Below are 14351 nucleotides of genomic sequence, written 5' to 3' on the forward strand. Positions count from 1 at the left end.
GGGAGGATCGGACAGTGATCCAGAACATCAAGAGCGTGCTTGTTGGATTGACCGAAGAGGGCCGGGAAGAGCCGTCCTCGGCCTTGGCCTATGGCATGTCGCTGGCCGCGCAGGCGCAGGCGCACATCACGGTGCAGGCGGCGGCGGTCAAGCTGGTGCTCACCCATGCCATGGTCTCTTCCATGGCCTCCAACCTCATCTCCGCCGAGAACCGGCGCATCGGCGCGCTGGCCGAGGCGGTGGCAGAGCGGGCGCGGGGCGATGCGGTTGCGGCGGGCGTGGGCTGCTCGGTGGAATCGCCCCAATTGTCCTATCCCGACCTGCTCGATGCCTTCGTCAAGCAGGCGCGGGTGCACGACTTGGCGGTCATCGATGCGGAAGAGGCCACCATCGACATCGATCGCGGCCTGATCGAGCAGGTGGTGTTCGAGAGCGGGCGTCCGCTCATCGTGGTGCCGGTGGGCGCGGATACCTTTTCCGCCAAGCGCATCGTCATTGCCTGGGACGGCAGCGCGCCGGCGGTGCGGGCGGTGAATGACGCCATGCCCTTCCTGCGGGCCGCCGAGGCGGTGGAAATCCTGTCCATCGCGCCGGAAAAGACCCTGAAGCATGCGGTGCCCGGCGCCGAGCTGGCGCCCCATCTGGCTCGCCATGGCGTTCCGGTCTCGGTCAATGCGGTGCCGGCGGAGGGAGACGTGGCCTCCAAGCTCCAGGAGCAGGCCGCCTTGTTCCGGGCCGATCTCCTGGTGCTCGGCGCCTTCAACCATTCCCTCCTGCGCGAATGGCTCATCGGCGGCGTCACCCAGGCGCTGCTGAAGGACAGCAAGCTGCCGCTTTTCCTGTCCCATTGAGGCAAGGCGGTTTCCCCGGAACGGGCCGGCCTGCGGGTGCGGCCCGTTTACGCGTGCGCGGATTTTGAAACCAAGCGCGAGCTTTGCCCGTTATGCTCCCGGCGGGCGAACGGGGCGCGGCTTCGTGCGCCCGCGAGCCGCAAGAGGAGCATGCCATGAAATGGGTCGTCTGGGTGGGGAGCGTTCGCAAGGGGTCCTATAACGCCGCCATTGCTCGCGCGCTGCAGGGCCTCGCGCCGGAGGGCGTCACGGTGGAGCTTCTGCCCTCGGTCGCCCAATTGCCCATCTATGATGCCGATCTCCAGGCCCAGGGGTTTCCCCAGGAGGTGACCGGGCTCGGCTCCGCCATCAAGGGCGCGGACGGCGTCGTCATCGTCACCCCCGAATATAACTACTCGGTGCCCGGCGGGCTGAAGAATGCCATCGACTGGGTCTCCCGTCTGCCGGACGCGCCGCTGAAGGGCAAGCCCGTCCTCATCCAGTCCGCCTCCATGGGCGTGCTGGGCGGGGCGCGGGCGCAGTATCACCTGCGCCAGATCATGGTCTTCCTCGACGCCTTCGTCATGAACGTGCCCGAGGTGATGGTGGGCCAGGCGCAGAAGAAGATCGACGAGACCGGCACCCTCACCGACGAGGGCACGCGCGATTTCATCGCCGGCCAGCTCAAGGCCTTCCACACCTATGTGGAGCGGGTGCGGGCATAGCCCGCCCCCTTTCTTCGTTATCAAGGCGGGCATAGCCCGCCCTTTTTTGCGGTGCGGCGCCGGGCCTTGAGGGGGCGGGCGCCGCTTCCCATCTCTGCACCATGGCGGGCGATCCGCGCGGAGTGATCCAAGACCCATGCTTTCCGATGCTCTGACCGCCTTCGGGCAGGTGTTCTCGCCGCTTCTGCGCGGCGTGCTGCTGAAATCGGTCCTGCTGGCGGTGGGGCTGGTGGTGGTGCTCGCCATCGGCCTCAATCTGCTGCTGGAGCAGATGGTGGTGCTGCCCTATCCGTGGCTGGAAACCACCATCGCCATTTTGGTGGGCGTGGGCTCCGTGGTGGGCGCGCTTTACATGGTGCCGGCGGTGTCGGCCGTGGTGGCCGGCCTCTTTCTCGACGATGTGGCCGAGGCGGTGGAAAAGGCCTCCTATCCCGGCGAGCCGGTGGGCACGCCCCAGCCGGTGGTCCGTTCGCTCGTCTATTCCGCGCGCTTCTTCGGCATCGTGCTCCTGGTCAACATCGCCGCCTTGATGCTGCTGCTGGTGCCCGGGGTGAACCTCATCGCCTTCTTCCTGGCCAATGCCTATCTGCTGAGCCGGGAATATTTCGAGATGGCCGCCATGCGCTATGCCTCCCCGGAAGAGGCGCGGGCGCTTCGGCAGGCCAATGCCACCACGGTCTTCCTGGCCGGCCTCCTGATGACGCCCATCCTGATGGTGCCCATCCTCAATCTTGTCATGCCGGTGTTCGGCACCGCCTTCATGGTGCATCTGCACAAGCGCCTCGCCCCCGCCTTGCTGCGTACCCCGGCCCGTGCGGCGCGCCTGCGCTGAGGACGGCGCGCCGGCTTTCACCGCATCATCGTGTTTTCCCGTCTATGATGGCCGAGCCCGCGCTTGGCGCGGGGAACAGGGAGCCGCCGGACGCCCATGATCCTCTCCTGCCTGCGCCACACTCTGATCGCCTCCGTCGCCGCCCTCGGTCTCTTGACTGCCGGGGCGGCCCTGGCCCAGCAGATCCAGGTGCCCACCCCGCTCATCGCCAAGGGGACGGGCGATGCGCCCGTGCTGTCGGAGGGGCAGGCCTTCCAGAATCTGGGCCTGGTGGGCGTCGCCCGCGTGCCGGCGGACGTTCTGGATTTCCTGGGCGATACACTCGGCTCCATGTCCGGCATGGCCATCGTGCCGGGGACCTGGCGCAAGACCGATACCACCTATCGGGCGACCCTCTATTCCCTGCCGGACCGGGGCCGCAATTCCCCCGACGAGGGCGAATATGTGGATTATGCCAATCGCCTCATCGCCTTCGACCTCACCTTCGAGCCCGGCCGCAGCTTTACGCTGAGGCCCTTCGGCGGCATTCCGCTCTCCGATTTCGAGGGCCGGCGCACCACCGGCGCCGACCCGGGAGACGGCACCGAGGTGGAAGCCGGCCACACCTTGCCCTCTCCCAAGGCCGATGCGCTGGGCGCGGGCAAGGTGTCCCTGGACGCGGAAGCCCTGGCCATGCGCTCCGACGGCAGCTTCTATGTGAGCGACGAATATACGCCCGGCATCTTCCTGTTCGGCCCCGACGGCCGCATGACGGGCGCCATCGATCCCGATCCGGCGCTGGCGCCGATGACCGCCGGGGCGCTCAATTTCAATTCCATCAAGGCGCCCGACACGGGCCGGCGCAACAACCAGGGCCTTGAGGCCCTGGCGGTGACACCGGACGGCAAGAAGCTGGTGGCCGTGCTCCAGAGCGCCACCGTCCAGGATTCCTCGGCCTCCAAGGACCAGGCGAACCGCGCCAACACCCGCATCCTCGTCTATGACATTTCGGTCGATCCCACCCCCAGGGCGCCGGTGGGCGTCTATGCCCTCACCTTGCCGGTCTATGCCTCCAAAGGCGACGGGAAGATCGACCGCACCGCCGCCCAGTCGGAAATGGTGGCGCTGGACGACCACCGCTTCCTCATCCTGTCGCGGGACAGCATCGGGCTCGGCTCCAAGCCCGGGCCGGAGGTGTTCAAGGCCGTGCTGCTGGTGGATGTGAGCGGGGCCACCAATCTGGCCGGCACCGACTATGAGATCACCACCCGCCCCATCGCCCCGGCGCAGGACGGGCGCAATGTACTCGACCCGGCCATTCGTCCCGCCACCACCGCGGTGCTGGTGAACCTGCTCAACCCCGATGATCTCGGTCGGTTCGGCCTCAACATCCACAATGAGGCGCCCGACGAGAACACCTTGTCGGAGAAGTGGGAGGCCATGGCGCTGGCGCCGGCCCTGGACCCGCAGGCGCCCGACACCTTCTTTCTGTTCGTGGGCAACGACAATGACTTCATCACCCGCAACGGGGTGATGCAGGGCAAGCCCTATGCGGACAAGTTCGACAATGCCACCACCGTGCTGGTCTACCGCTTGCGCCTGCCGGGGATCACCCTCGCGCCGTGAGGAGGGGGCGCGCCGCGGTGCGCCCGGTGGCGGCGGCGACCGGTTGCGACCGGTTCAGTCCGCTGCGGTCTCGATGGCCACGATCTCCACCTCGCGCCCCGCCACGCGGGCCACCTCGCCCACCGCCTTTCCCATCACCGCATGGGCGAGGGGAGACACATAGGACACGGTGCCCTTGGCCGGGTCCGCCTCGTCCTCGCCGACGATGCGGAACACCTGCCGCCGGCCGTCTTCCCGGTCCAGCGTCACGCGGGTGCCGAACTGCACGGTCTGCGCATCGGCGGGGGGCTCGATCAGCTGGGCGGTGGCCCGGCGGGCGCTGAAATAGCGCAGGTCCCGCGTCGCCCGGGCCATGGCGGTGCGGTCCGCCTGCACATCGCCCAATTGCGCAGCCGCATAGTCCGCCCGCGCCTGCGCCAATGCTGCGTCCAGCGCCGCCAGCCCCGTTGCCGTCACCAGATTGGGATGCGGCGAAATGGGCCGGTCCGGCAGATCGGCGGCGGTGGCTTCCAGGTCGTTTTCGCGGGTGAAGGCAACGGACATGAGGGGGACAGGTTCCCGGGTGAGAGGGGGGCGGTCGGCTAAGCAACAGAGATAGGGACTGGGGGGATCGGGCGCCAGCCTGGGCGGGCCGGATCGCGGACAGGTTTCCCGTGCCACCGCCGCGCCCCAGGCGGCGGCTGTCCCGGGACGATGGGCCCTCGCTTGGCCTCATCTTGGCACGCTCCGCGCCAAACCTTATGATTCCGCCCTTCCACTCCGCCCGCCATGGAAGATAAGCCCTTGACTGAGAGAGACATTGTCGAGGTCTTGAACATCCTCGGCACCGCTGTCTTCGCGATCAGCGGAGCCATGGTGGCGGTGCAGCGGAGCATGGATCTGTTCGGCGCCCTCGTCCTGGCCTTTGTCACGGCGGTGGCGGGCGGCATTGTGCGGGACGTGGTCATCGGCGCCGTTCCCCCCGAGGCGATCGGCCATTGGCAGCCGGCGGCCCTGGCGGTGGGGGCGGGGCTGTTCACCTTTTTCTTCCCCTCGCACATCGCCCGGCTGCGCTTTCCGGTGCTGCTGTTCGATGCCGCCGGCCTTGGCATTTTCGCGGTGACCGGCACCCAGAAGGCCCTGGAGTTCGGCATTCCCCCGGCCATGGCGGTGGTGCTCGGCATGGTGACGGGGATCGGCGGCGGCATGATGCGGGATGTGCTGACCGCGCAAGTGCCCATCGTGCTGCGCACCGACATTTATGCCGTGGCGGCGCTGGCCGGGGGCGCCCTGGTGGCGGTGGGCCATGCGTATGGGGTGCCGGTGCTGCTCACCCTGCTGCCGGGGGCTGGCCTCTGCTTCTTCCTGCGCGTGATGGCCATCTATTGCGGCTGGCACTTGCCCCGCGCCCGCCAGGTGCCGCCCGAGGCGTGAGCGGCGCCCCTTGCCGGTGCGTGGGGCATGGTCCCGTCAGTCCAAGGGCGAGGCGGGCGGGCTGGCGCTGCCCTCCGGCGTCGGCCCTCGGTCCGGCGAGGGCAGCGGTGGCAGCCAGATGGCCAGCGCGCTGCGGCCGAGATCGGTCAGCATATAGACGCCGCGCTCGGCGCGCGCGAACCAGCCATAGACATTGCGGCGGAGGATTTTCTGGGCATCGGGGCAGGTGGGCCTGAGATCCCGCGGCCGCTGGGGTGCGGCGGCCATGGCGGCGGCGCAGGCCAGCGCCTGCTGCCGATAGGCGGTCATGATGGGCTTGCGCGTGCCGCCCCCCGCCACGGGATCGCCCTGGCGCCGCTTGTGCTCCTCCACCAGCCGGGACCGGCGGCGGGCATCCTTGCGGGGCAAGGGGGCGACGGGAGAGACGAGGATGTCCACCCGCCCGGCCGCCGAGACGCCCAGCAGGCCGAAGCCCAGGCGCCGGCAGAGGTTGCGATAGCGCGGGTCGCTCTCCCGCCCCTTGCCCCGGGCGGAGAGCCGCGCCGCCAGCCAGATCTCGTCTCCCATGGTCGCCCGGTCGACGCCCTGAAGGATGAGCTCCAGATTAAACGTCAGCTTCAGTTCGCAGATCACCACAACCGTAGGATCGCCCTCCCGCACGCCCACCATGTCGCAAGGCCCCACCTCGCCTTTGACGGTGTAGCCCAGCTGCTCCAGGAAGCGCTTTACGGGCTCGTACAGGGATGTCTCCACCTCACGCCTCCGCTTTTCACTCGCGCGGACTATGGTCCGGGAGAGGTTTCAGAGCCGCAAACGCGGGACCTTAGGGCCGGATCCCTTCACAGTGAATCGCCTGCGCGATTCACTGTGAAGGGTGAAGCCGTGGCCACCCGTGCGGCGCGTCGGGTCAAGAATACAACCTGAGGTACATAAAATTTCACCTAAAGCTTCAGATGGTACCTGTACGCCTGGGGCGAACGATGCTAGCGTCATAGTTGTGGTCGCGCGATGAAGCAATCAGTGCGCGGTCCACTTGTCGGGGGGGAGAATTATGCATCGCCGCATAGTTTCGCTTGAGGCAATCCCACTTTAGACCTCGGTTCACAGACATCTGTCCACGGACACCGGCCGCGGCGCTGACGCATCTTCAGGCGCGGCACCCATGACGCACGTCCTGCGCGTGGCAAGGGCGATCCGGCGAAGAGGTTGTCTGATCCATTCTGCGACAGGGTCCTGCGTGACGGGACCGATGGGGCGCGCCCCCTCTTTGCCACGAGGAGGGGAGCCCTGGCGCAGGCTCGGACGCGCCAGAAGGCGCGGCCGCACTCAACAATCCAACATCACCCAAGGAGGAAAACATGAGTATTCCTGGAACAATCATGATGTGGGGTGGGTCGCTCACCAATATTCCCGCGGGCTGGCTTCATTGCGACGGCACGCTCCTGAGCCAGTCCGTTTATTCCAATTTATTCCGCGCAATTCAGTTCAATTTCGGCGCGAACCCGCCGCAGGGGCAGTTTTACCTTCCAGATCTGCGCGGACGATTCATCCGTGGTGTCGATGACGGCGCCGGCCGCGACCCCGATGAGAACACGCGGACCGACATGCAAACCCCGACCATTCTTTCCTCGGGCGTCGGTTCGATCCAGTCCCACGCCTTCCAGAACCACGTCCATGCCTACAATTCGTTCCCCAACGGCGAAGGAAATATTGCCAGCGGCAGATATTGGCAGAATGGGACCCAAAACACGGCGCTGGCCGACGCGAAAGTGTATCAGACCAGCACTGAGACGAGGCCCCTCAATGCATATCTGTATTTCATCATCAATTACTGAAAGGCCTGGAGGGTGACATGATTATTCTCAGGGACCTCTACACGCAAACGGAGACCGTACCGCTCTCGTCGTCCGACGTGACGCTTGGGCAAACCGTCATCCAATATGAGGTGCGCTCTTACGTCGACACGCGCAATCTGGGCAGGGTCAAATCCTATATCGTCACCTGTACGCAGCGCCTGGTGCTTCCCAATCCCTCGCCATTCGGTCCGCAGGCCGAGACCATAACCAGCTTCCTGAATTATCCGGCGTTGCTCACCAACCAGATTGCGATTTCTGATCCAAACAACATTCTGCAGTCGACACTGCTGATGGACTATACGCCGCGCACGCTGAATACAGCCGTGGCGACCAGCCAAAACCAGACCACAAACCAGGATTTTCAGGTCTCCCAGCAATCCACCACGGGATCGGCCCACTCCCAGACCAACAGCTACGGCGCCTCCGCCTCCATTGGGTTTTTTGGCCCCATGCCGGTGGGCGACCTTTCCGGAAATTACCAGCACTCCTCCACAGACGAAACGTCCCGGTCGCTGAGCACGGGGCAATCGGTGGACAAAGGCACCCAATTGTCGAACTCAAATTCGATGACCATCAAGGATTGGGGCAGCTATTCGCAGCTGGATGTGGGCGACCAGACGCCAACCTGGGTCTGGGGCCAGGAATTTCCCTGGAACGTCATTCAGTTCAGAGGGGTCGACAGCAACGGCAACATCCTGTTACCTGGCTTTATTCAGCAGCGCCTGTTTGACGGCACGGTCATCTATCCGCCCTCGGAGCTGTCTCTGCTGGGGGTGGATTTCGTGGCCAGCGCGTCCTGGCTGGTGGTGCCCAACGCTGGCATCGCCGGGCCTCAGGAGATCGCCTTCAACCATAGCGTGAACTATGGTGCCGCCTCCCATCAAGTGACCGCCAGTAAACTGGTGGCAAAGCTGACAACGTATGCGCCGATCCTCTATACGTCGCAGACGTTGGACCTTCCGGTGCTCGCGCTCGATCCCATCATGACCGGCGACAGCAGCTCGGCTGTGCTCGGCTTCGTGGCGAACCAGTTTGATGTGGCTCCGACGGCGGCGGGTGGGCCGTTTGCCATCACCTCGGTGAACAACACGCTGCTGGTGCGCGGTGCGGGGTTCAATGAGGTCATGAGCACGGACTTCACCACCGGCCCCGTGAAGATGACCCTCTATTTCAAGACCATCAATGCGGCGAAAGACGTCACGCTCTGGCTCAAGAACTGGACATCTGTCGGCGTCGCTGTGCAGTTGAGCATCGTCGTCAACGGAAACGCGGCCTTGACCAAGTTCGTCGACGCACCCGAGGCCGGCTCCGGCGGGGACAATGTGACGTCCATCGTCCTGCGCAATCAGGACTTCACGTCGATCGACTATTGTGACTACTTGCAGATGGGCCTGAATACGGTGGTCATTACGATCACCCCCGTCAATGCAGCCACGCCGTCCTTCTATCAGATCATGGCGCTCGCGGTCGGCTGATCCCGGGGGCGGCGCCTCTCCCGCCCGCGGTGAGAGGCGCCGCCCTTGGCCTGAAGCAAGGGCTGGGTGCCGAGGTTTTCAGTCTAACGCGCCGATCGCGAAAGTAAAATTTGCCCGATAGGGCGGACAAGTCTTGGTGAGGACTGTCCAGGACGGAAGGCCTCGACCCGGCCGAGGCATTCACGGAACGCATCGGCGGACGCGGCACGTGCCCGTCGCAAGGAACGGTCGGGCCATGACAAGGCGGCGCCAGACGCGCGCGCAAGGGAGGCCATGATGTGCGGCACCAAGAAAACCAAGACGCGGGAAACCAGGGGAGTCTCGGAAGGCAGAGCCACCCCCTTCGGCCGCAACAGGGAGCCGGTGGACAACGAAGCCGGCTTCCATTTCCCGGTACAGCGCTACGCCATCGAGTATAAGGCAAAGGGAGCCAAAAGCGCCTGGGAGGGCGAAGTCACCTCATTGGGAAAAGGAATGGAGGCGGTCACTTATACCGACGGTCAGAACGTCTTCAAGGTGTACAAATATAACTGGCCGGAGCGGCGCGATTCCGAGTTTGCAGCGCTCGCTCGCCTTCACAAGGTTGTGCCCCACCTCGTGCCGAAGCCCTTGGACACGGGCGAAGCGAGGATCGATGGTGGCGGAACCGCGCCCGCTTACGTCATGTCAAAGATTGAGGTGACCAGCAGCCAGCCTAAACGTATCCGGAATGAGGAATTGAAGCCGTTTGTTGACAGCTTGCGGACCTTCGCCACTGCACTCAAGAAGACCGGGACATCGTGGGACGAGACCCACCATAACGTCTTGCGCACCGAGGATGGCTTCAAGTTCATCGACGTCAAGTTGATGGATTCCAAGTTTCCTATGACGCAGACCGTCGATCAGTATGTCTCCCGAGTCACGCTTGATCTCGCCGCAAATAAAGAGGCCGCGCAGCTACATTTGGACGGCCAAGCGCAGGAGCGCGACAAGAGCCCATTCAAATTCCGGGAGACGCCGACGTTCGGCAAGCCGGACCCGTTGGCGAGCAAGCTGCTCGTCAAAAAGGCCGGCGTGGGCCAGCCCCTCGCACCGATCGCCAACGCGCAGGAACTCAAAGAAAAACTCGCTGCCGAGATCAAGGCGGCGAAAGACAGGGATTCCATTTGGCTGACGCAGAAACCCCTGCCCCAAAAGAACACCTCAGGCTTTGGCAAGAAAACGGGGTCAGTCCTTCTACCCGAGATCAAGCAGCCTGAGTTCAAGCCTCCCGATGCCATGTTGCAACTCAGGGAACCCGAACTCCAGAAACCCCGCCTCTCGCCCCTTAAGGGTCCCATTGGCAATCGCAATAAGCTTTTCCAGAAGTTCTGACGGCGGACATGGCGCGGCCTTCCCTCCGGTGCCGCCGGTACCGCTTGCATGGGGGGACGGGCCATCCCACCCTTGAACCTTTCTCTCCCTTGGTTTCCTGCTGGGGCAGTGCCAGGGATGGGTGGCGCGATGGAGAGGGGCAGGGGGGACGCCCGGAGGCGCCGCTTAACGCGAATACCAGCCTCACTCCCTCGTGCGCGCACCCGCGTCAATCGGGGTGGGCGCCCTTTGTGTGAGGGGGCCGCGAACGGCCCGCCCGCTCGGGAGGGACGTGGGGGCCCAAAAAACGTTTCGGGGCGCCTCAGGGGCGCCCCGTTTCGTTCACGAGCAGCCGGTGGTGGAGCCGCAGGTGTCGCACTTCAGGCAGGTGCCGTTGCGCACCAGCGTGAAGTTCATGCATTCGGGGCAGGCTTCGCCCTCATAGCCCTTGGCGCGGGCCTCCGCCCGGCGCTCGGCGGCGCGGGCCTTGGGACTCCAGGGGAGCTGCTTGTCCAGCACGCTGGTGGCGGCTTCTTCCACCGCCTCGGCATCCACCTCCAGCAGGGCCTCGGGCTCCGGCTCCGCCTTCAGGGCGGTGGCTCCGTCCGTGCGGGCGCGCAGCACCGTCACCTTATCGGACGAGGCGCGCGGCTCGGCGGGGGCCATCGCCTGGGCCAGCAGGTTCACCGTCTTGCCGCGCACCAGACCCTTGGAGACGATCCGCGCCGCGGCCGCCGAGGGGGCCTTGCCTTCTTCCACGCCCTTGCCGAGCGCGTCGAAGCCGGTGTCGGAGGGGTCCACATGGCCGAGATCGCTGCGCGACAGATAGGACACCGCCAGCTCCCGGAACACATAGTCCAGGATGGAGGTGGCATATTTGATGGTGTCGTTGCCCTGCACGGGGCCCGCCGGCTCGAAGCGGGTGAAGGTGAAGGCGTCCACATATTCCTCGAGCGGCACGCCATATTGCAGGCCGAGCGAGATGGCGATGGCGAAGTTGTTGAGGAGCGAGCGGAGCGCCGCGCCCTCCTTGTGCATGTCGATGAAGATCTCGCCGATGCGGCCGTCATCATATTCGCCGGTGCGCAGATAGACCTTGTGGCCGCCCACCACCGCCTTCTGGGTATAGCCCTTGCGGCGGTCGGGCATCTTCTCGCGCTCGCGCACCCGGTGCTCGACGATGCGCTCCACCACGCGCTCGACGATCTTCTCGGTGACCGAGGCGGTGCGGGCGGCGGCGGGCTGGGCCACCAGGGCCTCCACCGCATCGTCCTCGTCCTCCTCGTCCGCCACCAATTGGGCGTTGAGGGGCTGGGAGAGCTTGGAGCCGTCGCGATAGAGCGCGTTGGCCTTCAGCGCCAGGCGCCAGGACAGGAGGTAGGCGGACTTGCAGTCCTCCACCGTCGCGTCATTGGGCATGTTGATGGTCTTGGAGATGGCGCCCGAAATGAAGGGCTGCGCCGCCGCCATCATGCGGATGTGGCTCTCCACCGAGAGGAAGCGCTTGCCGAGACGGCCGCAGGGGGAGGCGCAGTCGAACACCGGCAGGTGCTCGGCCTTCAGGAAGGGGGCGCCTTCCAAGGTCATGGCGCCGCACACATGGACATTGGCGGCGTCGATCTCGGCCTTGGTGAAGCCCAGGTGCGCCAGCAGGTCGAACTTGGGGTCCGCCAGCTGCGCCGGTGCCACGCCCAGCGTCTTAGCCAGGAATTCCTCGCCGAAGGTCCAGCGATTGAAGGCGAACTTGATGTCGAAGGCGCTCTTGACCGCGCTCTCCGCCTTCTGGATCGCCGCCTCGTCGAAGCCCTTGGCCTTCAGCGTGGTATGGTTGATGCCAGGGGCCTGGGCGAGCGAGCCGTGGCCCACCGCATAGGCCTCGATCTCGGCGATCTGCGCCTCGCCATAACCGAGCGCACGCAGCGCCTCCGGCACGGCGCGGTTGATGATCTTGAAATAGCCGCCGCCGGCCAGCTTCTTGAACTTCACCAGCGCGAAATCGGGCTCGATGCCGGTGGTGTCGCAATCCATCACCAGGCCGATGGTGCCGGTGGGGGCGATCACCGAGACCTGGGCGTTGCGATAGCCGTGCTGGACGCCCATCTCCACCGCCTTGTCCCAGGCCGTGCGGGCATGGGCGGAGAGGCGGGCGTCCTTGATGGAGGCGTGATCCAGCGGCACCGGGTCGACGGCCAGGCCCTCATAGCCGGCGGCCTCGCCATGGGCGGCGCGGCGATGGTTGCGGATGACGCGGGCCATGGATTCGGCATTGGCCTCATAGGCCGGGAAGGTGCCCAGCTCCTTGGCCATCTCGGCCGAGGTGGCATAGCAGATGCCGGTCATGATGGCGGAGATGGCGCCGCAAATGGCGCGGCCCTCGGCCGAGTCATAGGGAATGCCCGACGACATGAGCAGGCCGCCAATATTGGCATAGCCCAGGCCCAGCGTGCGGTATTCGTAGGACAATTCGGCGATGCGGCGCGAGGGGAACTGCGCCATCAGCACGGAGATTTCGAGCACCACGGTCCACAGCCGCACCGCATGCTCGAAGCTCTCCACGTCGAAGCGCTTCTCGGCGTCGCGGAACTGGAGGAGGTTCAGCGAGGCGAGATTGCAGGCCGTGTCGTCCAGGAACATATATTCCGAGCACGGATTGGAGGCGCGGATCTCGCCGCCGGCCGGGCAGGTGTGCCAGTCATTCACCGTGGTGTGGAACTGGATGCCGGGATCGGCGCAATGCCAGGCGGCGGCGCCGATCTTCTCCCACAGCTCGCGGGCCTTCAGCGTCTTGTGCACCTTGCCGTCGGTGCGGCGGATCAGCTCCCAGTCGCCGTCCGCTTCCACCGCGCGCAGGAAGGCGTCGGTCACGCGCACCGAATTGTTGGAATTCTGGCCGGCCACCGTGAGATAGGCATCGCCGTCCCAATCGGTGTCGTAGATGTCGATGTCGATGTCCGTATAGCCCTGGCGGGCATACTGGATGATGCGCCGGATGGCGGCATCGGCCACATGGGCCTTTCGGGCGGCGCGGATCTCACGCTTCAGGGCCGGGTTCTTCTCCGGATCGAAGCAGGCATCGCCCGAGCCTTCGCAATTCACGCAGGCCTTGAGCACGGCTTTGAGGTGCTTGGCATTGAGCTTGGAGCCGGTGACGAGGGCGGAGACCTTGAGCTCCTCCACCACCTTCCAGTCCACATAGGCCTCAATGTCCGGATGGTCCGCATCCACCACCACCATCTTGGCGGCGCGGCGGGTGGTGCCGCCGGACTTGATGGCGCCCGCCGCGCGGTCGCCGATCTTCAGGAAGCTCATGAGGCCGGACGAGCGCCCGCCGCCGGAGAGCTTCTCGCCCTCGCCGCGCAGAGACGAGAAATTGGTGCCGGTGCCGGAGCCATACTTGAACAGGCGCGCCTCGCGCACCCACAGGTCCATGATGCCGCCTTCATTCACCAGGTCGTCGCCGACCGACTGGATGAAGCAGGCATGGGGCTGGGGCCGCTCATAGGCGGAGGTGGAGGCATGGACCTCCCCCGTCACATGGTCCACGTAGAAATGGCCCTGGCCGGGGCCGTCAATGCCGTAGGCCCAGTGCAGGCCGGTATTGAACCACTGGGGGGAATTGGGGGCGACCATCTGCATGGCCAGCATGTAGCGGTGCTCGTCGAAGAAGGCCTGCGCATCGGCCTCGCTGTCGAAATAGCCGCCCTTCCAGCCCCAATAGGTCCAGGTGCCGGCCAGGCGATCGAACACCTGCTTGGCCGAGATTTCGCCGCCATAGCGCTTGTCCACGGGCAGGGAGGCCAGCGCATCCAGGTCCGCCTTGGCGCGCCACAGGAAGGAGGGGACGGCATTCTCCTCCACCTTCTTCAGGCGCGAGGGCACGCCCGCGCGGCGGAAATACTTCTGCGCCAGGATGTCGCTCGCCACCTGCGAGAAGTGCGCGGGCACCTCGATGCCGTCCTGGCGGAAGACCACCGAGCCATCCGGATTGCGGATCTCGCTGACGGTCTCGCGGAAGGCGATGCCGGCATAGGGCGACTGTCCGGCCGTGGTGTAGCGGCGTTCGACGCGCATATCGAGACTCCTCAGCCCCCCAAGGGCATTCAGCAAAGATGGCGGCAGCCGAACGCAAACGCGCGGGTACGACGGCTCGCGCCGTCCCGGAGACCGGACTGCTGTGTTTGGGACCGACAGTGGGTGAATACCGGCCTTCGGCCAATGTGTCCCGCTGTCGAGGAGGTGGACGCTAGTGCGAGTCTGGCGCCGCCGTCAAACACAGATTTTGG

General features: G+C 65.5%; 11 protein-coding genes. 8 read left to right on the forward strand and 3 right to left on the reverse strand.

What is annotated here, in order from left to right:
- Positions 1–14 precede the first annotated feature (14 nt).
- The 4 genes from ACT54L_RS14025 (at position 15) to ACT54L_RS14040 (ending at position 3992) form a co-directional block, all read left to right on the forward strand.
- Positions 15–851 (forward strand): universal stress protein, encoded by an 837-nt coding sequence (locus ACT54L_RS14025; protein WP_476086234.1) that lies wholly within the window; start codon positions 15–17, stop codon positions 849–851.
- 155 nt (positions 852–1006) lie between these two features.
- Positions 1007–1555 (forward strand): NADPH-dependent FMN reductase, encoded by a 549-nt coding sequence (locus ACT54L_RS14030; RefSeq protein ID WP_476086235.1) that lies wholly within the window; start codon positions 1007–1009, stop codon positions 1553–1555.
- A 136-nt stretch (positions 1556–1691) separates the two neighbouring features.
- Positions 1692–2387, forward strand: coding sequence for a sulfate transporter family protein (locus ACT54L_RS14035; protein WP_476086236.1), 696 nt, complete (start codon positions 1692–1694; stop codon positions 2385–2387).
- Between the two features lie 96 nt (positions 2388–2483).
- Positions 2484–3992 (forward strand): esterase-like activity of phytase family protein, encoded by a 1509-nt coding sequence (locus tag ACT54L_RS14040; protein ID WP_476086237.1) that lies wholly within the window; start codon positions 2484–2486, stop codon positions 3990–3992.
- Positions 3993–4046: 54 nt separating this feature from the next.
- Here ACT54L_RS14040 and greA read toward each other — a convergent pair whose 3' ends face one another.
- Positions 4047–4535, reverse strand: a complete 489-nt coding sequence (greA, locus tag ACT54L_RS14045) for a transcription elongation factor GreA (RefSeq protein ID WP_476086238.1) — start codon at positions 4533–4535, stop codon at positions 4047–4049.
- 240 nt (positions 4536–4775) lie between these two features.
- Here greA and ACT54L_RS14050 point away from each other — a divergent pair, with 240 nt between their 5' ends.
- Complete coding sequence (locus ACT54L_RS14050) at positions 4776–5405, forward strand: trimeric intracellular cation channel family protein (protein WP_476086239.1); 630 nt, start codon at positions 4776–4778, stop codon at positions 5403–5405.
- A gap of 36 nt (positions 5406–5441) precedes the next feature.
- Here ACT54L_RS14050 and ACT54L_RS14055 read toward each other — a convergent pair whose 3' ends face one another.
- Positions 5442–6158: a DUF2161 domain-containing phosphodiesterase gene (locus ACT54L_RS14055; protein ID WP_476086240.1), complete on the reverse strand. Its 717-nt coding sequence runs from the start codon at positions 6156–6158 to the stop codon at positions 5442–5444.
- A gap of 605 nt (positions 6159–6763) precedes the next feature.
- On the opposite strand from ACT54L_RS14055, the gene ACT54L_RS14060 reads away from it, so the two are divergent.
- The 3 genes from ACT54L_RS14060 (at position 6764) to ACT54L_RS14070 (ending at position 10089) form a co-directional block, all read left to right on the forward strand.
- Positions 6764–7240, forward strand: a complete 477-nt coding sequence (locus ACT54L_RS14060) for a tail fiber protein (protein WP_476086241.1) — start codon at positions 6764–6766, stop codon at positions 7238–7240.
- A gap of 17 nt (positions 7241–7257) precedes the next feature.
- Positions 7258–8736, forward strand: coding sequence for a hypothetical protein (locus tag ACT54L_RS14065; RefSeq protein WP_476086242.1), 1479 nt, complete (start codon positions 7258–7260; stop codon positions 8734–8736).
- Positions 8737–9009: 273 nt separating this feature from the next.
- On the forward strand, positions 9010–10089 hold the full coding sequence (locus tag ACT54L_RS14070; RefSeq protein WP_476086243.1) for a hypothetical protein: 1080 nt from the start codon (positions 9010–9012) through the stop codon (positions 10087–10089).
- Positions 10090–10410: 321 nt separating this feature from the next.
- Here the strand turns inward: ACT54L_RS14070 and ACT54L_RS14075 are convergent, their stop codons facing one another.
- Positions 10411–14139, reverse strand: coding sequence for a vitamin B12-dependent ribonucleotide reductase (locus ACT54L_RS14075; RefSeq protein WP_476086244.1), 3729 nt, complete (start codon positions 14137–14139; stop codon positions 10411–10413).
- Between the last annotated feature and the right edge of the window lie 212 nt (positions 14140–14351).

It is taken from the genome of Aquabacter sp. DMC10, assembly GCF_056314145.1.